The 21,901-nt window shown below is 44.5% G+C and carries 17 protein-coding genes and 1 tRNA gene; 5 read left to right on the forward strand and 13 right to left on the reverse strand.

The window, feature by feature from the left end; genetic code table 11:
• Positions 1 to 2: 2 nt before the first annotated feature.
• The 7 genes from MHN00_RS01605 to MHN00_RS01635 all read right to left on the reverse strand — a co-directional run bounded on the left by MHN00_RS01605 (position 3) and on the right by MHN00_RS01635 (position 6,254).
• The gene (locus MHN00_RS01605; protein WP_239299999.1) at positions 3 to 1,781 is read right to left on the reverse strand and encodes a DUF1566 domain-containing protein; all 1,779 of its coding nucleotides are present in this window, start codon (positions 1,779 to 1,781) and stop codon (positions 3 to 5) included.
• Positions 1,782 to 1,892: 111 nt separating this feature from the next.
• Positions 1,893 to 2,405: a PAS domain-containing protein gene (locus tag MHN00_RS01610; RefSeq protein WP_239300001.1), complete on the reverse strand. Its 513-nt coding sequence runs from the start codon at positions 2,403 to 2,405 to the stop codon at positions 1,893 to 1,895.
• Positions 2,405 to 3,400: a response regulator gene (locus MHN00_RS01615; RefSeq protein WP_014975809.1), complete on the reverse strand. Its 996-nt coding sequence runs from the start codon at positions 3,398 to 3,400 to the stop codon at positions 2,405 to 2,407. Before MHN00_RS01615 ends, MHN00_RS01610 begins: the two co-directional genes overlap by 1 nt.
• 366 nt (positions 3,401 to 3,766) lie before the next feature.
• Positions 3,767 to 4,477: an LrgB family protein gene (locus MHN00_RS01620; protein WP_110288404.1), complete on the reverse strand. Its 711-nt coding sequence runs from the start codon at positions 4,475 to 4,477 to the stop codon at positions 3,767 to 3,769.
• Complete coding sequence (locus MHN00_RS01625; protein ID WP_039224692.1) at positions 4,474 to 4,875, reverse strand: CidA/LrgA family protein; 402 nt, start codon at positions 4,873 to 4,875, stop codon at positions 4,474 to 4,476. Before MHN00_RS01625 ends, MHN00_RS01620 begins: the two co-directional genes overlap by 4 nt.
• A 138-nt stretch (positions 4,876 to 5,013) precedes the next feature.
• Complete coding sequence (locus tag MHN00_RS01630) at positions 5,014 to 5,775, reverse strand: LytTR family DNA-binding domain-containing protein (protein ID WP_239259738.1); 762 nt, start codon at positions 5,773 to 5,775, stop codon at positions 5,014 to 5,016.
• Between the two features lie 152 nt (positions 5,776 to 5,927).
• Positions 5,928 to 6,254: a DUF3718 domain-containing protein gene (locus MHN00_RS01635; RefSeq protein ID WP_014948465.1), complete on the reverse strand. Its 327-nt coding sequence runs from the start codon at positions 6,252 to 6,254 to the stop codon at positions 5,928 to 5,930.
• A gap of 312 nt (positions 6,255 to 6,566) precedes the next feature.
• Between MHN00_RS01635 and MHN00_RS01640 the strand changes: the two genes are divergently transcribed.
• Positions 6,567 to 7,226: a hypothetical protein gene (locus tag MHN00_RS01640; protein ID WP_239300003.1), complete on the forward strand. Its 660-nt coding sequence runs from the start codon at positions 6,567 to 6,569 to the stop codon at positions 7,224 to 7,226.
• A 48-nt stretch (positions 7,227 to 7,274) separates the two neighbouring features.
• Here the strand turns inward: MHN00_RS01640 and MHN00_RS01645 are convergent, their stop codons facing one another.
• The 3 genes from MHN00_RS01645 to MHN00_RS01655 all read right to left on the reverse strand — a co-directional run bounded on the left by MHN00_RS01645 (position 7,275) and on the right by MHN00_RS01655 (position 9,689).
• Entirely contained in the window at positions 7,275 to 7,604 is a 330-nt protein-coding gene (locus tag MHN00_RS01645; protein WP_014948463.1) for a hypothetical protein, read from the reverse strand.
• A 154-nt stretch (positions 7,605 to 7,758) separates the two neighbouring features.
• Entirely contained in the window at positions 7,759 to 8,823 is a 1,065-nt protein-coding gene (locus tag MHN00_RS01650; protein WP_239300005.1) for an MbnH family di-heme enzyme, read from the reverse strand.
• 56 nt (positions 8,824 to 8,879) lie between these two features.
• Complete coding sequence (locus MHN00_RS01655; RefSeq protein ID WP_014948461.1) at positions 8,880 to 9,689, reverse strand: MbnP family copper-binding protein; 810 nt, start codon at positions 9,687 to 9,689, stop codon at positions 8,880 to 8,882.
• 83 nt (positions 9,690 to 9,772) lie between these two features.
• Between MHN00_RS01655 and MHN00_RS01660 the strand changes: the two genes are divergently transcribed.
• From MHN00_RS01660 to MHN00_RS01675, 4 genes are all read left to right on the forward strand, one after another.
• Positions 9,773 to 12,526, forward strand: coding sequence for a choice-of-anchor B family protein (locus MHN00_RS01660; RefSeq protein WP_239300007.1), 2,754 nt, complete (start codon positions 9,773 to 9,775; stop codon positions 12,524 to 12,526).
• A 125-nt stretch (positions 12,527 to 12,651) separates the two neighbouring features.
• Positions 12,652 to 12,728 (forward strand) — tRNA-Ile (locus tag MHN00_RS01665).
• Between the two features lie 160 nt (positions 12,729 to 12,888).
• Positions 12,889 to 14,064, forward strand: a complete 1,176-nt coding sequence (locus MHN00_RS01670) for an MFS transporter (RefSeq protein WP_231506417.1) — start codon at positions 12,889 to 12,891, stop codon at positions 14,062 to 14,064.
• A 170-nt stretch (positions 14,065 to 14,234) separates the two neighbouring features.
• On the forward strand, positions 14,235 to 14,813 hold the full coding sequence (locus tag MHN00_RS01675) for a porin family protein (RefSeq protein WP_014948444.1): 579 nt from the start codon (positions 14,235 to 14,237) through the stop codon (positions 14,811 to 14,813).
• Between the two features lie 126 nt (positions 14,814 to 14,939).
• On the opposite strand, the gene MHN00_RS01680 is transcribed toward MHN00_RS01675, so the two are convergent.
• From MHN00_RS01680 to MHN00_RS01690, 3 genes are all read right to left on the reverse strand, one after another.
• On the reverse strand, positions 14,940 to 16,481 hold the full coding sequence (locus tag MHN00_RS01680; RefSeq protein ID WP_239300009.1) for a pectate lyase: 1,542 nt from the start codon (positions 16,479 to 16,481) through the stop codon (positions 14,940 to 14,942).
• Between the two features lie 436 nt (positions 16,482 to 16,917).
• Entirely contained in the window at positions 16,918 to 18,012 is a 1,095-nt protein-coding gene (locus tag MHN00_RS01685) for a mechanosensitive ion channel family protein (RefSeq protein ID WP_239300011.1), read from the reverse strand.
• A 332-nt stretch (positions 18,013 to 18,344) separates the two neighbouring features.
• Positions 18,345 to 21,773 (reverse strand): M36 family metallopeptidase, encoded by a 3,429-nt coding sequence (locus MHN00_RS01690; RefSeq protein ID WP_239300013.1) that lies wholly within the window; start codon positions 21,771 to 21,773, stop codon positions 18,345 to 18,347.
• Positions 21,774 to 21,901: the final 128 nt, after the last annotated feature.

The following is a 21,901-nucleotide window of genomic DNA, read 5'->3' on the forward strand; positions in this document are numbered from 1 at the left end:
GACTATCTCCCTGCTCTTACAAGACGAACACGCGCCGCTGATGACTTATTAAGAAAGTTATCGACACCTGAATCAAAATCCAATGCCCATGCATTTTGTGCATCATCACTGTTTACCCCATCAGCACTTGGCACTGAGGTCCAATACCATAGGGGCTCGGTAGAGACTGCACCGGTGTTAGGAAAGTAATCTTCATCAATGGCCACGTCGTCGGCAATGCCTAAATGCATTAACGAAAAGAGTTCATGGTGAGTAGGTAGCCGCCAGTCGTAAAAACCACACAGCCCCTGTGCGTTAACCGCCTGTACATATGCAGAGGTATTACAGCTGGTTAATAAGCACGTTGCATTCGCGCCTGTCTGGTCGCCCTCAAAACCGCCATTTACCTCTTCGCTGTACCAAGAATAGGTGTAGTCTTTATCTTGAAATGCCCCATCGTCAGTTTTAACTTCCCACACCAATCCGGTGACATTGTCACGAACACACGACCACGTATCTGCGCTGGCGTCTTGTTCGTCGCCATTGGCATTTAAACGGGTAAAGTCGAAGCCAGCTTTACCACGCCCAGCTTTTTCAATTAAGCCATTCTGTTCAATAATATCAGCTCCGCGTTGTCCGTCTTGGCCAGGAAAATCATTTTGCTGCGCCTCTGTTAACGCATTATTAGTGGCTTGCTGCAAAAATCCCGTGTCGTTCAATAGCGGCGTCGGCATGGGGCGTATTCTAACGTTAATGGTGTCTTCAACACTGTTGTTGTTAGCGTCTGTTACAGTAAGTGTATAGGCCACCACAGTCGCGGTGGATACGGAAGGGGCAATAGCAAACGTAGATAGTGCATCGTTGTCATCTACTGGGCGAGCTGCCACTCCGGTGTTTGCCCCATTGTTAGATGTAACGTTGTTACTGCGCTCCCAAGAATAAGTAAGCGGTAAAGCACTGGGAATACTGGTGCTTGCTTCACCATCCAAAATAACCACCTCACCACTGAAAACGCCTTGCGAGAAGCCTGCATCAACCACAGGCAGTGTCTCGGTTTCAGACTGCACTGAGATTGTCACTGTGTCTACGTCGGTTGCACCTTCGCTATCAGTTACTTCAAGTTGAAAAGTGAGTTCCTGAGACTCGTTAGCGATAGGCGTAGTAATTGTTAAGGTAGAAAGGTTCGTTTCCACCCCCGTAATAACGTTAGTGCCGCTGGTTTGAGACCAAACATAATCGGCAATTTCGCCATCGGACGTAGATGAGTCAGTATCGCTGCTTCCCGTGCCATCAAAAATAATTTCAACACCGCCTGGGAAAGTATTTGCTGGAAGGCCTTCCCACGCAGGCACATCAATACTTGCTTCCGGCGCTATGTTTACCGGCGCAACAGTAATTATCGTGAAGTCACTAGCCGTATTACCGCTTTGATCGTTTACCGAGACGGTAAGCGTGTATTCAGTGGCGCTATTAACTAACGGCGCGACGAAACTCGCTGCAGAAGCGCTGGTGTCTTCATGTGTAATGGTCAGCGATGGAGAAGCGCTCCAGTTGTACGTGTACGTGCCATCACCACCACTCACTTGTGCACTTAGTGAATAGATCACGCCTTCCGTTACGGTAGCGTTAGCGCCTGCATTAACAACTAAGTTGCCATTGCCAGATCCCCCACCACTAGAGTCACCATCTCCGCCTCCGCCACCACCGCAGGCTGCTAGAATGAAAGCACCACCAATAACTGCAAGCCCGCGTATTACGGTGCGAGGAAGGTAGCTTGAAAATGAAGACGAACTTGATTGCATACGTACTCCCATCGCACTCTGTGCCGCTGTTCTATGCTCAGTGCGAGTAAAAACTTGATGTAGATAGAACCGCAAGATAAACAATATACTCTCACGGGTTACACGTAGCGGTTATAAGAAGGTTTTCTTTGCTCTATCTGATTGTGAGCTTGCTTCTTGCGCTTCAGACACTGTTACTTGTAGCGCTTCTAGCTGCTTTTTACCTACCGCTACATCAGTCATGTCGTAAATCATCATACTGATAAAATCCACCTTACCCGTCGCAGAAGTAAGAGGAGAAAGTGTAATGTTTTGGTACATGAATGACTCACTACCTGTAATCGGCCGGTAGTTTGGAAACTTGAACAAATAAGGGCGTTGTTCCCATGTCATAAAGGCACGGGTTTTTAGGTCGAAAACGGGCTTAGCTTTCTTAATAAACCAGTCTTTTTTGATTGCGGGAAATAACGAAAATAACGTTTTGTCTCTTACTTCACTCGGCAAAAGCCCACTGTGACTTTCCATAAAACCGTTCCACACTTGCACGGTGAAGTTGCGGTCTAGTACGACAATGCCAACGTCTACCGTTTGAAGCATGTCCATCATCCAGTGAAATTCTTGTAACTCATCTAAATGCTGGCTCATTAAAAATCCTCCAACAAGTGGGCGAGTTTAGAATTCATCATTTTCATAGACTCTTCCGTGAACAACAAAATCAAATCACACTGAACATTGTAGCCTTCCAAGCCATAGCTAAGCTCAATCGCCAAGGTTCGCTTCCACTTTATTTGGTTCATGCTGATAATTTCAGTGATGGCACGATGTTGACCAAGTACAATGGGATGACCTTGGCTGAAGTTAATGTCCATTTGATGGGCCAACCCTGTTAAACAGGTTCCAATCAAAATACTCGCAGCATCCATAAGCAGCTCTAACTGAAGTTGATCGTCAACTTCGCCTTCTACATTGAGTATTTTAGCCACGTCGTCAAAGCTTGAGTCGCTCAAAATACACAATGCCTCACCACTAACACCTGGCCCTAAGAAGCCTTGGCATACCGCAGTAACTTGTTCATGGCTCTCAATATCAGAAAGCATCATGTGAAGTTCAGACACTTCAATTAGATTAACGTTGGGAATAGGCAGCTCAACAAACACGTTCATGGTGCGGGCTAAATGATCCCCCGCTTGCCCCATGGCTATGTTAGTGATTTCTTGGTAACAATCGCGGATTTCAGGGTCTAGCGGTGAAACTTCTTCCGGCTCTTCCTCTTCAACATGAAGAATGTTGAATTTATCTAGTACCTCGGCCAGCTTCTTAGGATCCACCGGCTTTCGAATAAAGTCCAAAGCGCCAAGCGATGTCACTCTTTCATGAGCTTCAGGCTGAATATCACCAGACACAACAATAACTTTGGTTTTAAGACCTTGTTTCTGAATTGCTTCTAATGTGCCGTACCCATCTAAAACGGGCATATTGAGGTCGAGCAATAGAAGATCGCCCTTTCCTTCAGCGAGAGCCGATAGAGCATCTTGACCATTCTTCGCAAAATGTACGGCCACTTCCCAGTCTTGAGGAAGGCATTTAGCCACCTGCTTGCGCGCAACTAACGAGTCGTCACATACGAGTACAGAAAACATTAAGTTCTTTTACCACCTAGCTTTTGAAACCAGCTACCGCCGGTATTTTCTAGCAATTTCAATTGTATCGGCACAACTACTGTGAACTGAAGTAACGATTTGAGTTAACTTACACTTCGCTGTAACCCGGTTACTTTTTGTTTGAATAGATACCGAGCATATAGTGATACGAAACACCTCACTAAGAAATAGCACTTTTGGGGAATATTGCCAGCACGTTTTTACTTACAAACATCACGGCGCGTTGATTCTTTGCTACGCGTTTTTACAGCAGCTTGTGCACCTTTTAGTCAAGGCGGGTGATTGCAGGCTTGGTCAGACTAAATCACAGCGAATAGATAGAACGCCAAGTTACGAAAAAAGCTCTCAAACAAAGAAACCAAAAATGACAGGTAGTGCCAACGCAGTAAATATACCATTTACACAAAGGCCTAGAGTCGCCATCGCCGCCACGTCTTCCCCCATTTGAATAGCTTTGGCTGTACCAATTGCGTGGGCCACCGTGCCCATAGCAATACCTTGCGCCTGTCGATTTTGTACATTGAGGATCGCAAACACACCAGTAGCCACAATGGCTCCAACTACACCCGTCACAATGACAAAAACGGCAGCCAATGCGGGAATGCCGCCAACCTGCGCACTCGACTCCATAGCAAGGGGCGTGGTGATTGATTTAGCTAACATGGTAATTTGTATTGCACGCGGTGCATCTAGTGCAAACAAAGTAAGCCACGCGGTGAAAGGCGCGAGTATGCCACCAAAAGCAATACTCGCCATTAACCGCCAGCCGTAGTGCTTTAGCTTTTGCCATTGTCTGTAAATGGGTAGTGCTAATGCCACAGTGATAGGCCCTAGCAACCAATGCAACAAAGAAGCCGCCTGTTGATACTCAGTAACCCCTGTTTCAGTTAAATAAAGGCCAGCTGACACAATCAGCGCGGTAACGACAATGGGATGCGCTAGCGGGTGACCTTTGCATTTTTTGTTTACCCAAAGAGCAATAATGTAGCCAATTATTGAAACGCTAAGCCACAATAACCCCGTTAAGCTAAATGCTTGATGTAGAGCCTCCTTCATTCTTGCTTTCCACCCTTGCTTGCCACATCTGAGCCGCTGCCGCTTTTGCTGTTAAACAATTGCTGCGAAAACCAAGCGGTTATCCCTAAACTTATCGAGGTCGTCACAATAATCGCGATAGCAATGGCAAGTGCATTGGACTGAATGTCAGCCCAATAAATAGATACGCCAAGTACGGCTGGAATAAACAGTAAGGACATATGCTTCAAGGGAAAAGTAACAAAGCGCGCCGTGTGAACCTCAAGCTGAGGAAAAAGAAAAAGCATCGCGAGTAAAAGGAATAAGCCCATTAATGGGCCTGGAATAGGAAGGGCACTCACATTAACGACAACTAGCCCAAGATAATAAGCAGCAAACACTAAAACTGCGCCCACTATCATGTTTCTTACATCTCGCACTATCGCTCCTTATTAGGCCTAGCAGGTCCTAGTACTTATTCCCAAAATTCAGTGAGTAAGTGTAACGATAAGCGAGTTAGACCACCAGCAGTACCATGGTCGTATAGTAGAATGTTGCACTGAAATGCGATTTGACGTTCAGTCTGTTAGCCAAAACTGATAGTAATACTTGTGAGTAATCTTGAACGCTTCGCCACCTTGCATGACAACTCGCTGCTGATTGAGTTTTTGTTCCAGGTGCGCGATATGTTTTGCGTTGACCGCCACAGAGCGGTTACAGCGTTTAAAATTCTGCTCTCCCAAACGCTTAAGTAATTCACACAAGGTGGTGCGGACAACGTAGCTTTCTGAGAGCGTTTGAACACACATGTAGTCACCTGCAGCTTCAATCCATTTAATCTCTGCTGGATTTAAGCAACACCACCCGTTTTCAGCGCGTATCCCAACAACATTTGGCTGAGCACTTTTGTTCAATTGCTGGCGCAATGTAGCTAGAAGCGCAGGTTCAGACACCCCATATTGTTCACAAAGTCCCTTAACCAGCATATTGAATTGAAAGTCCCGTTCATAAAAATGGTACTTGGTTTTGACATGCTCTATAGCGTTTAATACTTGGGATTCTTCAAGTGGTGATTTAACAAATCCTGACGCGTTGTGAGAAAAAGCTAACAGCGCTTCTTCGTCTTTATTTCCTACTGCAAGCCAATATCGTGATGCAAGGTTTCGACTTGACTGTGAGACTGAATAGAAACCGATGGACTGAGGATATTTCTCTGCTAACGCAAGACAATGGCCTACAGATTGTGCGCCATAAACGTGACTGAATACGTCTAGCTTTTCTAGCATTTTGCAAAGTGAGTTTTGCATAGAAACAGAGTGTAAAAAAACCAGTGCGATCATCTGCGATCCCTTGCAAGTGCAAGCAGTAATAGCTGTCAGTGTTATCTATCCCAGTCTTAATAAGTGATGGGATGTAGACAGCGAAAAGTAAAAATAAGCGAAAAAGGGGCTATAAGCTGCATAGCCCAATCGCCAGGGTAGAAAACTCTTCATTAGCGTTTTGCTGTTAGTACACTAGGGCTAGCATTAATGCGACGAGCAATCAGCTGTGCGTTTTTAGATGCATTATGAGTAAGTGCAAAAGTAAGCATGTCTTGCCCGTTGCACACTAATCCTTCATGGATATATCGCATTTTAAAACCCGTCGCTTTCACAGCGCGATGCAATCGCAAACGGCTATCGCTTTTTACCGCTTCACACACTGCAATTAAGTTTTTTTCTACATGCTTGGGATACGGGGCGGCATTCGCTACTGTTGCAGTAAGCGACAAGGTTATTCCTAGTAAAGCAAGTTGGGTAACACGGCGTGACATAAACATAACAAGTTCCTCTGATAATATTCGGCAACGCGGTGACTACCTCTTTTGTCCCCGCACCATTAAATTAGTGAAACTTTGTAAAATTCACGCTATAAAAACGTTAAAGCACCGCTATTTGAGACGTTGCGACAAGTACACAAAAGCTAAGGTTTAATAATCGGTCTAAACTGTTATTAGTCGTACTTAACACACACTTTGCAACATTCTTATAAATGCATACATTGCAAAGTGGAAAATCATAAGCAAATACTCTTGCCCGCCTAGCGGTGCAGACAACAATCTAATTTTTTAACACGTATTCAAGGAAGAGCCATGTTAGAGCAGCAACAATATCACCTTATTAGAGAGCATATGCAGCCTGGTGACATCATCGCATTTGGCGGCAATAGCTTATTTTCTCGTTGGACCAAACTCACGACACGCTCTGCGGTAACGCATGTGGCAATAGTTATGCAAACGAAGATGCGCGATGAAGATTCTAATCGATATTTTAATCAAGTCATGGAAGCAACATCGTATAAAGGAAAGCGAGGGGTAATGACCAATAGACTAAGCGAGCGAGTAGCATCTTATGACGGTGATATTTGGTGGCTGCCCTTGTCTAGCGCGTCAAGAAGTATCTTTGAGCAAAATAAGCGAGACTTCTTTAACTTCATGTTTGAACAAGACGGGAAACCTTACGACGTGCTACAGCTATTCGGCTCAGCAGTGGACGCGATTGATGAACATCCCCTGTTCGGCAGCATAAGCTACAATCAAGAAGACTTTAATAGCTGGTTCTGTTCAGAGTTAATTGCTGAGGGGTTGGAGACTGCAGGTGTTGTAAGTGGCGTAAATGCATCGGAAGTCACGCCAGTGGACATCTGCCGGTTTAACATTTTCAAAAAGCATTACGTACAGCTTAAAGGAAAAGGAAGGGTAATTGGAGGGTTCAATTCACTCAAGGCAGATAACTGGGGCCAGATTGCCTAACCCCATTAATTAAAAACACATCTACCCCAATATGGGGTAAGGTGAGTTTTAGAAAATACTGTCTTGGTGAATCTTAATAAACATGCTCGTCCCAATTTTAGAGTAATCGATTTTATACTCTTTCCCATTTAGGGTTTGTACGAACAATAATGTTTTTTCGTCGCCAAACACATCGCTAGTAGTTACATCTACTAGTTCCATGTCCATCATCTTGGCATCGCGCTTGTTTTCAGGCACTTTGCCTTCGTACTGCTTAATACCTTTATAAGTAACAAGAATTGGCGGATGTTCATCACCATTGATCACCAATAGATCTAATTTTCTTATTTTATGAATGATGGTATTTCGACCACTTGTAATGAAGGGTTTTTCAGTCATTCTCATCTCCGCGACCGCTCACCTGCTTTATAGTTATTAACAAAGAATGTAAGTGATTGAGTTTATCACGATGTTAACAATCAGCACATAAGCATTTGGTTGATATATGTGTGCAAAGTATAAACATAAATTACACAAAATGAGCAATAAATCGCTAATTTTTGCGTGTAGTGTGTGTTTTTACAAATTGCTCGTCGGTTAAACTGCGCAAAAATGCAACCAACGCCGCCTTTTCATCTTCAGAAATCGCAAAGCCTTTTATGAACGGACTGCGGTAAGGGTTAGGGCTTTCAGCCAGATTTCCCCCACGAGCATAAAACTCAATGACTTCATCAAGGGTGGCAATACTGCCATCATGCATGTAGGGTGCAGTAAGGGCTATATTGCGCAAAGTAGGTGCTCTAAACTTCCCCATGTCTTGTTTATTGTGGGTAACGCTGTAAAGTCCCATGTCCGATTCCGGATAACTGCCCTTCCCATCTTCGTTATACAGGCCAGTGTTGTGGAAAGGCTGAGCCGCAAAAGGTTGAAAACTATGCTTCGACGATTGAGTGAAGTTCAGACCTCCGTGGCAGTGAAAGCACTCAGTGCGTTCTGAAAAAAACAGATTCAAACCTTCAAGCTGCTGGGCGGTTAGTGCATCGTCATCTTGAGCGTAAGCATAGCTATCAAAAGCACTATTAAACGACACTAAGCTTCTTACGTAGCTAGCGAGCGCCTTTACGATATTATTTAAATTGGGTGTGTCATCACCATAAGCCGCTTCAAACAGCGCTCGATATTCGCTGCCCTCAAAGCGCTTTAATATACGCTTTTCATTTCCCGTTACGCCCATTTCCACCGGATGTTCATTAAAAAGCGGGATCATCAGCTGTTTTTCTATACTTTCTAAGTTGTTATGCGCCCAAGTGAAGGATGCATTGTAAGCCACGTTTACTAGCGCTAATGCGTTACGGTTTAGCGCGTCTCCATTCGCGCCTACTGAAACCGTCTTAGGTTCAGAGAAAGCATGCTCTGGTTCATGGCAGCTGCTGCATGAAACCGTGTTGTTAGCACTTAAGCCCTTATCAAAGAAAAGCTTCTCTCCCAAAATTACGCTTTCTTCGGTCACAGGATTGTCTGCGGGAACGGGAGGCGGTGGAATATTGTGAGGCAAATTCCAAATGTAAGGCGTGGGCGATTTACTGCACGCTCCTAAAATCATTGTAACAAGAGCCATAATTGACGCCTTGAAAGCGAGCAGAGCTCGCCTTCTAGTGCAAATTAAAAGTGCCGCTACTGCCACTTAATCCAAGGCCTGTGCACTAAATTCTGAATGAGCTTTTTACAGGGCTCAGTTTCAGGAGACTCGAACATACAACTTGGCGCTTCGTTTATATCAACTTGCGCGACAATGTTAGACACTGATACTTCCAAATCTAAATCAGTATCAAGCTGGGTCATCGGCAGAATAAACTCCACCCGGTTTGTGAAAGCACACGATTTTTCAGGTGGCCTGACTGCTGATTCAGAATCGCAACCCACGCTACCTAAATGATAAGACCATTTGCGTGTTTCCTCTGAGCCTTTAGATACATCCAGTCGCAAAAACTTATGACCGTTTTGCCAGCTCCAAAACATTGTACTGTCATTCAATGGCGAAGGCTGTGTAAGCGGGTTAGCGTGATTATCGTCGAAGGGAAGACCCATAGTGAAGCGCAAGTTTGTGGACAGCTTTAAAAGCTCTTCCGATACATCTAATACAATTTTGCTATTGGCATCATCAGGGTTGTTGCACTTATTGTGAAACTTTAGCAATGCTATATTCGGCGTCTGCCATTGGGTTTGTTTAAACTTAACTCGCTGCCACTTACCATCAATGCGCACTTCTGGCTTGCTAAGGTAAAAACCGAAGTAATCTATATTCCATCGCTGTTGTCCAATACTCATGATCATTGGACATGCCCCCGTATCGACTCCCACCAACTTAAACGGGATTTCACCAGGCTCTCTTCCTTTGAGGTTAATGACATCACAGCCGGTTAACGACACTAGCGCCGCAAAGAGTAACGAAGGCATGACACTCATGCGAAAAGGCATTTTCATTTACGTATGTACTTCCTTTGGATATCTGGTAGTTTTTTATACAAACTACCTTTTTCTAATTACACACTTGCGCGGACGACAAGATGAATGCATTCCCATTAACGCTAATAGTGCTGCTATTAGCATTTGTGAGTCAAGGTGCACAAGCACACACAGACCATGACAAAGCGCGTTTTGTTGCCGAAGACGGCGTGGACGCGGGCAAGTGTGACAACCGTTTCAGGCCCTGTAAAACGTTAAGCTATGCCGCGCGACAGGCCAATAAAGGCGACAAAATTCTCGTTGCTGAAGGCCAATATTATTTCGACAACGCTCAGCATGCACAAGTTCTAAACGACAGTCTTTTACCCGTATTAGGAGGCTTTTCTCGTGAAGATCATTACCAGGCACAGAAGCCTGCCTTGCACAAAACTACACTAGTTAATGTGCCTACCTATTTATCAGAAGCCCTTTATGAAAAAGGGTTCGACAGTATAACTGACGGAAAAGCCGCGTCTTCCCTTCAAGCACAGGCATCATCGCACATGGTCCTTAGTACCGAAGTCAGTGCAAATGAAGCTTGCACAGATGGCACGGCTGCCGACTTCCCATGCAGCAATATCGATCTACTCTCTAACGTACCTGTTAACGTATTGTCGTCGGTATCAAATAGTACCAACGATATTTGGGGGCACGTCGATTTAAACAACCGTAGAGAATATGCCATTGTTGGCATGCAGGCCAGCATTGCCGTTGTAGATGTAACCGAGCCAACAGCACCGGTAGTAGTAGGTGAAATTACCGGTCAAAGTACGACATGGCGCGACATTAAAGTCTATCAGTATTTCGATAGCGCTGCGGGGCGTTTTAAAGCGTATGCCTATGCCAGTGCCGATAGCGTAACAGAAGGTTTTACCATCATTGACCTTAACGACCTCCCTAATGGTATTAGCTTAACGAAGCGGATTAACGACGATAACCGTGCACACAATATCTACATCTCTAACGTAGATTACACGCTAAACACACCGTTAAATGACGCTGCGCCTCAGCTGCATTTGGTTGGCCAGGATAGTAACGGCGGCGCCTTTCGTTCATACGCGCTCACTTCCCCACAAACACCAACGGCATCTTACATACCTAGCGGTCTCACACGTGCCGACTATACGCACGATGCGTCATCTATGCGCGTTACCGACGCAAGAGCGCAAACTGACTGTGTAAATGCTACGGCTGATGGATGTACGGTTATGCTTGACTTCAATGAAGATGCAATGCGCCTTTGGGATCACACGAACACAAATAGTACCTCTGAACTAAGTAGTATTAGTTATAACGAGGTTGCCTACACCCATAGCGGTTGGTTTAGTGAAGACAAGCAATATGCCTTTGTTCACGATGAGTTGGACGAGCGAAACTTCAGCTTAAATACCCGGGTTATGATTTTTGATATTTCATCACTCACAACACCAGTGCTTGCCAGCATTTGGACCAGTGACAACGGCACTATCGATCACAACGGCTACGTAAGAGGTAACCGCTACTATATGTCTAACTATGAGCGTGGCTTAACGGTACTAGACATTTCAGATCCTACCGCGCCTTTAGAAGCAGGCTTTTTCGACACCTACCCTGCTTTTAACAGCACCAACTTTAATGGTGCGTGGGGCGTATACCCGTTTCTACCTAGCGGTAATATTTTGGTTAGTGATATTCAGCGCGGTTTGTTTGTATTAAAAGACAATACGTTAAGCGCAACAACAGTCGCGGGCTTCTCTCAGGCTAATTATGAAACGGATGCTGATACAACCTTAAGCCTTCCTGTTAATAAGACAGGTACCGGGGCTATGACAGTTGCGTATGAAGTAATAGCGGGTTCAGCCACCAGCAGCGATGTAATGTTAGCGTCTGGAGAACTCAGTTGGGGTGCATCTGAAACACAGGCTAAAAACATCACGTTAAGCATCAGCGCTAATGAAAATACTGAAAGCAATGAAGTATTTTTCGTCAGATTATTTAACCCACAAGGAGGAGGCATCACCTTTGGTAGCGGCTATGCTCAAGTCACTATTAACGGTACTGCACAGCAAGGAAAAATTGAATTAAGCACTGGCGAACGCACTATTTTAGAGACTGACTCTGAACTTGCGTTAAACATTGTTCGCCAAGGCGGAAGTGAAGGCGAAGTAAGTGTGAACTATTCACTGGAAAGCGGCACAGCAGTGAGCGATGAAGACTTTGTCAGCCAAAGCGGCACGCTAACTTGGAGCGACGGCGATACCAGTTCGAAGACTATAAATATAGCGCTTATTAACGATACTACCGAAGAAGACAACGAACGATTTCGTTTAGTACTTGCTGCACAAGACACAAATCTTCTAGGTGGTGTGGTAGAAACGCTGATTACGATAAAAGACGATGAGAGCAATCAAGCCCCTGTGGTAAACGCAGGAACAGATGTTGAAACCGATGTAAGAGCCAGCGTTGAATTAACGGGAAGCGCCCAAGACCCCGAAGGCGCGTTAACAAGCGTAGAATGGATGCAAACCGCCGGCGACACGGTTACCATCAGAAATGCAGATACATTAACCATGTCTTTTACCGCCCCATCATCTCAAAGCAATTTAACTTTTTCGTTAACTGCAACCGATGAGTTTGGAGTTAGCGCCAGCGACACCGTTACTGTTACCGTAAACGAAAGTGTAGTGAGCTTGCCAACGGATACTAATTCAAATAGCTCTGGTGGAGGCGGTTCTACGACTCTGTTTAGCATATTAGGCTTGGCATTAGCTCTTGGGTGGCGACGTGTAAAATTACCAAACAAGGCACATAAACTACAGCTTAGTGAACAAAAATAAAGCAAACAAATCACAAAGCCACCAGCGAGGCGTGACAAGGCAAATAAAACTGCTTATACTTGCGCTCGCTTGTGGTTGTTATGCATAGCAAATTGCATTGAAAACTGCACAGCACATCTCAAAATGGCCCCATAGCTCAGTTGGTTAGAGCATCCGACTCATAATCGGCAGGTCCCCTGTTCAAGTCAGGGTGGGGCCACCATTTTTTCTAGAATTACTAGTCACCACTCGCTTATATCATCACGATATCAGTTTTCTCAAATTCAAAAAAAGCGTCTTTATTAAAACTGTAACACCAAATCTGTAGCCTAACTGCACTGTTTCTTTACCCATAGTTTGGTTCCCCTTAGATGAAGCACACCATGTCACGCCATACGTTTTATTCGCTGACGGTAACCTTCACCATTTTGTCTATTCTTGGCCAACTCTCTACCAGCATTTATAGCCCCTTCTTTTTTGATTTGGCTGCTATATACGACAGCTATGTGGGAATAATTGAAAAAAGCGTGGCCGTGTTTCTTATCGCGTTCTCACTTTCTCAGTTAGTGTCTGGTGTCGCCTGCGACTACCTAAACAAACAAAAGTTTCTACTGTATGGAGTCTTTGTATTCATCGCCGGTACGCTTATGGTGGCACTTGCCACCGAAGAAAATACCTTTCTTGTAGGAAGAGTCATTCAAGGCTTAGGCGGTGGGGTTGGTGTATCAGTATCGCGCGGACTGTCGCGTCAGATATTTAGCGAAAAGCAGCTGAATGTTTCACTTTCGTTTATCAACATTGCATTCGCTATCGCGCCAGCAATAGCGCCACTAGTAGGTACACTAATTGGCGAGTCCTTCGGAGTTTCATCTATCTTTTATTTTGTACTAGTAATGGGAGTATTCGCCTTACTTTTACTGTTTTCAGTTTCCACCACCCTCAAACAGTATATGCCGACAACCTCAGAGAACGTCTTTAGCGATACTTTAGCGCTTATTAAAAGCACAATGATGAAAATCGTCTCAGTGGGGATGGCCAGCGGACTACTTTATGGCATTGTGTTTAGCTTCATTACCATCTCGCCGTCAATGATAATGCAGCAATTCGGACTCACCAAAACTGTGTTCTCGATATATTCGCTTCTAGCCACGCTGTCTCTTGTGATGGGAAGCATAATCAATATTCGACTAGCCTCTGTTTCACCATTGTTTAAATTCAAGTATTCAAGCTTGTTTATCGCTGTGCTTTCTGTGCTTTTTTGGTTACTTATTTCCCCCTTCGCAATAAAAGGGTTAATGGGTATTTTGACTTATTGCTATATCACCTTCTTTTTTATTGGTATTGCAATGCCCTGCAGCGTAACTATCATGCTTGGCTACTCTGATAAATCCGCAGGTTTTTTAGCGGCACTAACCGGCTTTTTTCACCTAACAGGGGCAGCAATAGGCGCTTACGCGGTGACCTTAATTACCCTAGAACCTATCATTTCTTTTTGTTTGTCCTCTTGCAGCTTAAGCGTTGCAAGTATCCTCATCTGTACAACACTGAAGAGGAATTAACTCAGCTCTTGTACGGCAATGCCGTTGCAATGATAAAACGTACACCATTTAAGGTGTTTAATAGTGAAAATCGAGTCGTGTTGCCCATTTGATTTCTAAAATCCATCCCCATAATGATGAGGCTCCCGAAGTGGTTGGGAGTAATTATTGTTAAAAGGATATTAGAAACAATGAAACGTACTATTCTCGCCAGTATCTTTGGCGCGCTTTCTTTAAATGCTTTCGCAGCTTCGCCTTCATATGACTTCGTTAAAGCTGGATACGTACAAGCAGATATTGAAGACGCAGGCGACTTCGAGCCAACCGGTTTTCAAATTCAAGGCTTCAAATCACTTAACGAAAATGTATACCTGACAGGTCGTTATGGTCAGTTGAGTGAAGACGAATATGGTGTTGACGGTGAACTTGACTATATCTCTGCAGGGGTTGGTTACCGCTATGGTTTAACTACAACAACTGACTTTTTTGGTGAGTTGACGTATGAGTATGTGGATGTTGACCTAGACTCAAGCTTCGCTTCTGCTGAAGCTGACGACAATGGCTATGGCATTACTGCCGGTATTCGTTCAATGCTGTCAGAGCAATTTGAGCTTCGCGGTGCTATCCGCTATATCGACATTGAAGACGACGAAACAGCTTTTGAAATTGGCGCAGACTATTTCTTTACACCACAATTCTCTTTCGGCGCAACTTACGTTATAGCTGATGATGTTGACCTATTAGGCGTATCTGCACGTTACACCTTCTAACACCTTTGATGGGTTAACGTACTCGCAACAAAGCCACGTTACACAACGTGGCTTTTTTATTGAGTTAAATAAACTCTCACCGAGAGTCACCTAAAAAGGTTCAGAACAAGCGCAACCGACTTAATCTCAATACACTTCAAACTCTGCGATTTGTGGTCGTTGTGTCGCAGAATCGATGACAAAGTTGATTTTATCCAAATTGGTATTTGAAAACGAAATAGTACTTGGAATTGAGTTTCCTGATGCCAATACGCTGCCTGTGTCATTGTTCACAAGTTGCCATGAAGTTACCGCACCTTGAGTAGTAGAGGTCTCAATTACCCGTACAGTATTTACTGTCGTATTCAAGCGTTTGATGCTAATTCTTCCCGTCGTTCCGCTCGGAGACCAGTAAGTAGATACATCCCCATCCCTTACGTTCCCGTAACTTGTTCCACTGTACTTAGAGCTACCGTCAGATTGTGCATTTAACGCTAAGTTGGTGCCGCTTGGCGGATTACCTCCTGAATTATCATCGCCGCCACCATTATCACCTCCCCCTGTGTCGCCACCTCCTGTATCACCACCTCCGGTATCGCCACCGCCACCAGTTGAACCGCAGCTACCGTCTGATACTGCAAGATTTTTGTTGGCACCAGCGGTGTTCTCAAGAATATCTCGTATACAAGATGCCCCATCTAGCGAGTAACTATAGGGAATAGATATTGATGCTGTAGATTGAACGTTTGGCCCTGCAGGTTCATAGTCACTGTCTGAGTCGCTCCACGTTACGCCACTTCCGAAAGTGTTTCCCGCAACCTGCCAATAACCGTCAGTTGTTGTATAAAACGTACCCAGTGGATCTTTACTATTTTCGAAATAGTTGTTTTCTACTTTGACTTCGGCTCCTGCGCGGGAATTAATCCCTGAAGAGCGAACGCCGTCATAGTAGTTATTGTAAATGTGAGCTGTTGCCCCCCTTACAAGGGGAACGCGCGAGTTCAAATTGTCAAAGATATTGTGGTGATAGGTGATCGGACCGTTATTAACTTGTGATTCGCTTGAACCTACCAGACCACCTCGATCTGAGTTACGTAAAATGCTGTAAGATAAGGTGATGTATTTCGAGTTATCCTTTACATCGAACAAGCCGTCATAACCATCACTTTCACCACCACTAGCTTCTAAGGTTACGTGGTCAACCCATACGTTGCGAACGTCTTTTTCTATCCCTATCGCGTCTCCGCCATTTGACGTGGGTGAGCCCGATTTTTTGACATTTTTAACATGAACGTTTCTTATAATGATGTTTTGGGAATTCCTTATGTGTATACCTAGCTGGTCAAATGTAGCGCCACCGCCTACACCAATAAGTGTCACATTCGCGATGTCTTTTAACTCAATTTTGTCTTCTGCGGTATTACAGCTGTCTCCAGACACTTTTTCAGTATTACCATGATTGATTGTACCCGAGACTTGAATAATGATTGGCGTTTCTGAGGTGTTTCTATTACACAATGCTTCGTGAATTTGTTTACCCGTAGAAGCTTGCACTACTTGTCCACCTTGACCGCCTGTCGTGCCTCCGTTCTGTGTGTGAAAACCTGAAGCAACTGCAGACGTAGAGACGGCAAAGGCAATTGATGATGCAATTATCGTCGATTGAAATATCGGTAAGTTCTTTTTCATTTTTTGTCCTTAGATTAATAATTAGAAGGGCGTACTGCTTCAATTACTCAACAAGACAACATCAATTAGTTCTTCTTTTCACGCGAACTAACGGAACTTAATTACCGCCCATTTGCCACCGGTAGCAAAAAAGATAGTAGCAGGCAAAAGGAAATAATTAACAATCGCATTAATAATAAATTATTAATAAATATAACAAAAAATATACAATAGACGGTATAACCTTGAAAAACTTAAAGTTAATTTTCTTTATAGAAAAGAGAATACAACTCAAATTACCACCGGTATCTTTTAAGGACTCAAAAATCACTCGGTGAAAATAAACGGTGTATAGAAAAGAGAGCGATAAGGATAAACGCATGTTGATTATCTTTGGCAAAAACTCCCCGTCAGAAGTCTGAGACATCATTTGCTCAAGTCATATTTAGCGAGATTTTTAAGCTTTGGGCGTTAAATTCTCTGTGGATTGAGCTGCACCTTCCTGGTCTAGGTTAAGCGCAGTAATTGGAAATGGAATGACAATCCCTTCTTCATCAAAACGCTTTTTAAGCATTTTTATAAAGGCGCTCTTTATGAAGAAGCGGTTAAAGTATTCGCGGGTTCTCAGCATCACTGTTAAGTTGATACTAGAATTGTCGAAAGTGTGGAACAGAACAAAAGGTTGATAAGTTTCAACACCAAACTCGTGCTGCTCTAGAATAGTATTGGCAACCTCTAAACATACGTTTTCAACATGCTCTAAATCAGAGCTATAATGCACGCCAACTTCAACAGGCACCGACAGTTCGCGTTCAGGGTAGTAGTAGTTAATCAACTTTGAATTAGACAACTTACTGTTAGGCATGATCACGATGTTGTTAGGTAGCATTCTAACCCACGTGGAGCGCCATCCTATTTTCTCTACAAAACCTTGTTCTCCGGAATCCAGCTCGATGAAGTCGCCTATACGAATGGGCTTATCCATTACCAACTGAATACCCGAGAAGAAGTTTTCAAGCGTTGGCTGTAGCGCTAGTGCTACTGCGAGCGAAGTAATGCCTAACGATGCAACAATGGGTGTTACCGACACCCCCATGGTGCTTAATATAATCAAAATTGCTAATACAGCGAAAAGCGCTCTAACTGCTCCACCGGCAATTGCGCTGGTATTTTTAACTATGGTTGACTGGTCGCGATAACGACTCAACGAGTAAGTGACAAAACGCTCGAAGAAGAGAAATAAAGTAATGATGAGGCCAGCTTCGATAACAATGGTTAGCGCTTTAATCGCCCCTTCATCTTCTATCTGAAATACTGAAACAATACTTTTAACCAACAGCAGGAAAATAACCCAGATAAGCAAATTAAGTGGGGCATTTAACGACAGCACAAGCACGCGATAGATATCAGACATACTGCTGTTTTCTGAACGCGCTTTAGCTTTCAAACGCACCAAAATAAGTCGTTTAACAATGAAGAGCACAATAACAACGCCTACTAATCCGGCTATTGCTATTGCCTGCTGGTTTTCAAGAAGTTGAGTGCTGTCCACGGCTGACGGGGCTCCTGCATATATGAGTAGGCACTTTTTATTTTTAGCTACACCTTAGTACGTGAAAGAAGAGGCAAAAGGTGCACCAGTTATATCAATCCGCATAGATAATTGCCCACTCAGAAGGCGCAGGCAAGTTTCCTAGCGAAGCGCGGGAATGAACGAAGCTAGGATACTTGCCAGACCTTCCCGGAGGGCGAGTTTAATAAAAAAACCCCATGCAGTTTTCACAACATGGGGCTTTGGTTTGTTTTATAGGCCTTTAGAAAGGCAGTTGTTGGTAGGTGACCTTTCTTCTAGTTAGCCTAGATTCTTCGTGTTTTCACGGGCGACTAATTAAGTAAGTTCAAAGGTATTACTTTCCCTGTTACGGGATTAAACTCAAACGTTACTGTTCCCGTTGTCGCATTACCATTTTGATCAACGTTTGCGTCGTTAATATCACTTACAAACTGATCAATAACAACCCGGTATGACGTCGGGCCGTTAGCCCAACCATTCACGCGAACCCGATAGGTTTCTCCGGGGACAATGCCACCGCCAACTTGCTCATTAGAGCCCAAGTTGCCGGAGCTCGCCATAATATTGCCTTCGGCATCGAGCAGTTCAAAGTCAAGATCTGGCACCGCTACTACCTCAACATCAGCGCTCAGCGTTGCAACTACACTTGATGCACTTGGCAGCGCTGTAAATGGGATATCAACATAGTCAACGCCATCAACCAATGCTTCATCCGCTGCACCAATTAAGACAACACCCGTGTGCTCCTCAATATTATGGTAAACCACAGACTGTTCTTTTGGCTCAGACGTATCAAAGGTAGGCGTTTCTCCTCTACCGGTTGACGAAGCGCCAGCTTCGTAGCCGCTGATCCGCGCTTGGAACGTAAAGAGTTTTCCATTTGGGTTATCAAACTTTAGATAACGCAGTGCAGATGTTCTGTCTACATCTAGCGATTGATCGAAACGGAACCTTGCTATGTCGCCGTTTTGACCAGTGCCACCATTATCTGCATTCAATACGGTAATACTGCCATTGCTAATATGAGTAATATCGAAATCAACTGGACCGTAAATTCTCTCGTCGCCAGTATTTATCAACGCAATATCAAAGGCAAAGATACCGTTATTGTAGTTTACATTACCCACCTTGTAGTCAACTTGCTCACTCACATCCACCGTGTTTAAGCCGGTTGAAGCAATCCCTGACATATTAGAAAAACCAACTTGCTGATTAAGGTTAAGGCTGATTGCACGCACTACGTATTCATAGTCAAACGAGTCTATGCCTTGACCTGCACCACGCCCTAAACCTTGCCCTTTGTCTATGTAGCGATTATCGCCCACAATAAATTCAACATGGGTGAAGCCAGAGAATGTGAGGTCGCCGTCAAAGTATTCTCGGGTTGGTACACCCGTAAACAAACGCGCACTCGACCCTTTTTTGCGTTTTAGCAATTGATAAGCAAAAGCGTCAGGTACGGTTTCCCACTTAATTTCAATCGCGTCATCAGAAATGATATGCGCGTCTATAGCGTCTGGTGTCGATGGCTTAGCCTGGGTAGCCGTAAACTCGCTCACTGCCGTTGATATAGTCTGTCGACCGCCTAACGGTGCTTTCGCGTTTGCACCTAGCTCTCTGGCAGCAAAAACACGCTCAATTAATGCATGATGACGACCCGGTGAAGTTAAATCTAAAGGATCGGTAGGATATAAGGCGGCATCGGCAATTAACACTGCATCCCGTGCGCGCACGAAGGTATCTGGCGCAGATATTCCTAGCACGTACATTGAGCCTAGGAAGATACGTTCCCACGTTTCTTTGCCCAAGCTAGTTTCTTGGGTAGGATCGCCGGTAACTGGGTCGGGGCGAACAAAGTCTTGTCTAGGCTGCAGCGCCACCATAAGCTCTCTTAAGTCCCACATTGCACCCGCGTAAATTTCTCCATCACGATGCACTTCAAATGCGTTGTCTCTTGTGCCTAACTGCGAATAACGAATTTGGCTCTGTGCAGAACGAATAAACTCAAATGAGTCGGGATTAACCCCCTGCTCTCTTAAGAATTTTCGTAAATCGCACGAATTAACGGGGTAAGTACCTAAATCTGGTGTTTCGCCTACCGTGTATGCCCATAGGTCGGCTTGTCCTTCGTTAAGCGCGCCACCTTCTGGCTCGCCTTCAAAACCTGCGATAGGGGTAATTGTCGCATGGGTGCCTTCATGAATGGGAACCGAGAAATCCATTGCTAGGTTGTTGAATAAGTAACCATGGCCGTAAGCTGTCGGGTTAACCACGATCTCTTCACCTGCAATTTCCTGTGATAACGGCACTGCGAATGCGTTGTCCAAGCCCAATAGCTTAGCCATAAACTCAGGATCTGCTGGATTATCTGGTGGGTCGAGCACATTCGGAATATGTACCACACCAGTTAACGGTACCGCTTCGTTAGGGTAGCTATTTGGAAACGAGCCATCGCCCACGCCACGACTATGCACAGCATCGCCGTCCTTATGGAGGTAATCTAAATATTCGAGCAATGTGGTGATGTAAATAAACTGGCTGATGCCGTCAATGTGATGTGCCGTAGAAGGCGTTACATGATCATCTTCGACAGGTCTTGCCTCTATGGCAGCATCCTCGCTGAAGTGATACGTACCGGTTGCCGCTTGTGGAAAAGGCCCTTTTGTCAGCATCGCGCTTTCAATAAGCGCGTGCTTACCTGTAAGCAAACCTTCAACACCCGTCACAAAGTTAGAATCGTCAAACTTACGTAAGTTAATGCGTTCCATCCCTTTCGGGATGCCGGTGTAGCCACCTGCATCGTCCTCTATCATACATTCGCTTTGCATCGATGGCGTAATGGGTGGAAATGTTGGGAAATAATCCGCAGTCTGCTGAACTAAGCCAACCTGCCCCGTTTGCGTAACTTCATTTTCACCTGAAGGAAGAATGGTTTTGACCCGATCATTACGCGCCAGAATGTCTCCCGACTGGGCATCGATGACATACTCAAACACACCAAAGGGATTTGAAGAGTAATAGAAGAACTTCCATGCGAGTTTCAGTTTATTGTTATCTTGTACCACCACTTTCTGTGGCACTGGCTTGGCGAAAATGCCAAGGCTTTTTTCTATTTGAGAAAAGGCAGGGTTCAGTACATCAAGAGCTTCTATTGGCAATGCTCGCTTGTAAGACGCTAAATCTGCGGTTGCCACGCTGATCGCGCTATTAGCAGAAAGAACTTGAGAGTTAGCAATAGGCGTATTTATAGCTGTATCGGCAAACAGCGCTCTTACCACCTGAGACTCATCTATTAAGAGGCCGACACCTCTATCTTTGATTTTTACACCATCAATGACTTGGTCAAACCTCACTAAATGACCACCCAATGCTGCTTTGCTGCGATGAGGGTTAAAAACAAAATCCCCGTCACTTAGTCCACCTAAAAGGGCAGAATGTCGACTAATAAAGTCATACCCCATCTGTTCAGGCGACGTGCCTGAAACATCAATGGCAATACCAAAAACACTATCTAGATGGCCATTAGCTGTTCGTAATGTAGATGATGGGAATGTGGTTTGCAGTTGGTCTAACGCCATTTGAAACAAGCTGTTTGCTGGCGGGTTAACAACATTGTCAGTCAGATTTATTTCAGCAATGCGGTGCGATGAAGTATCTAAGGGTGCGTGTACTTTGGAGGCGCTTGCTACGAAAGGTAAAGCCGCTGCTACCGCAGCATATATAAGGGTTCTTTTTTTCATTATTCAATCCTTAAAATTTGGAGCTATCAATGCGTTCAGCGTTAATACTGAGCAACGACTAGATAGCGTTAACCAAATTAGGATCGAGCAAAAAACGCCCATCCACCATAGGGGTTAACCACTAGAGT

Source organism: Alteromonas sp. Cnat2-8, from assembly GCF_022348355.1.
GTDB classification, from domain to species: Bacteria; Pseudomonadota; Gammaproteobacteria; order Enterobacterales; family Alteromonadaceae; genus Alteromonas; species Alteromonas macleodii.

Excerpts from the sequence above, each read along its gene's own strand:
- MHN00_RS01670 (WP_231506417.1), top strand. The coding sequence starts at position 12,889 with ATGTCACGCCATACGTTTTATTCGCTGACGGTAACCTTCACCATTTTG.
- MHN00_RS01660 (WP_239300007.1), top strand. The coding sequence starts at position 9,773 with ATGAATGCATTCCCATTAACGCTAATAGTGCTGCTATTAGCATTTGTG.
- MHN00_RS01645 (WP_014948463.1), bottom strand. The coding sequence starts at position 7,604 with ATGACTGAAAAACCCTTCATTACAAGTGGTCGAAATACCATCATTCAT.
- MHN00_RS01635 (WP_014948465.1), bottom strand. The coding sequence starts at position 6,254 with ATGTTTATGTCACGCCGTGTTACCCAACTTGCTTTACTAGGAATAACC.
- MHN00_RS01610 (WP_239300001.1), bottom strand. The coding sequence starts at position 2,405 with ATGAGCCAGCATTTAGATGAGTTACAAGAATTTCACTGGATGATGGAC.
- MHN00_RS01675 (WP_014948444.1), top strand. The coding sequence starts at position 14,235 with ATGAAACGTACTATTCTCGCCAGTATCTTTGGCGCGCTTTCTTTAAAT.
- MHN00_RS01620 (WP_110288404.1), bottom strand. The coding sequence starts at position 4,477 with ATGAAGGAGGCTCTACATCAAGCATTTAGCTTAACGGGGTTATTGTGG.
- MHN00_RS01605 (WP_239299999.1), bottom strand. The coding sequence starts at position 1,781 with ATGCAATCAAGTTCGTCTTCATTTTCAAGCTACCTTCCTCGCACCGTA.
- MHN00_RS01615 (WP_014975809.1), bottom strand. The coding sequence starts at position 3,400 with ATGTTTTCTGTACTCGTATGTGACGACTCGTTAGTTGCGCGCAAGCAG.
- MHN00_RS01680 (WP_239300009.1), bottom strand. The coding sequence starts at position 16,481 with ATGAAAAAGAACTTACCGATATTTCAATCGACGATAATTGCATCATCA.
- MHN00_RS01630 (WP_239259738.1), bottom strand. The coding sequence starts at position 5,775 with ATGATCGCACTGGTTTTTTTACACTCTGTTTCTATGCAAAACTCACTT.
- MHN00_RS01690 (WP_239300013.1), bottom strand. The coding sequence starts at position 21,773 with ATGAAAAAAAGAACCCTTATATATGCTGCGGTAGCAGCGGCTTTACCT.
- MHN00_RS01650 (WP_239300005.1), bottom strand. The coding sequence starts at position 8,823 with ATGGCTCTTGTTACAATGATTTTAGGAGCGTGCAGTAAATCGCCCACG.
- MHN00_RS01655 (WP_014948461.1), bottom strand. The coding sequence starts at position 9,689 with ATGAAAATGCCTTTTCGCATGAGTGTCATGCCTTCGTTACTCTTTGCG.
- MHN00_RS01640 (WP_239300003.1), top strand. The coding sequence starts at position 6,567 with ATGTTAGAGCAGCAACAATATCACCTTATTAGAGAGCATATGCAGCCT.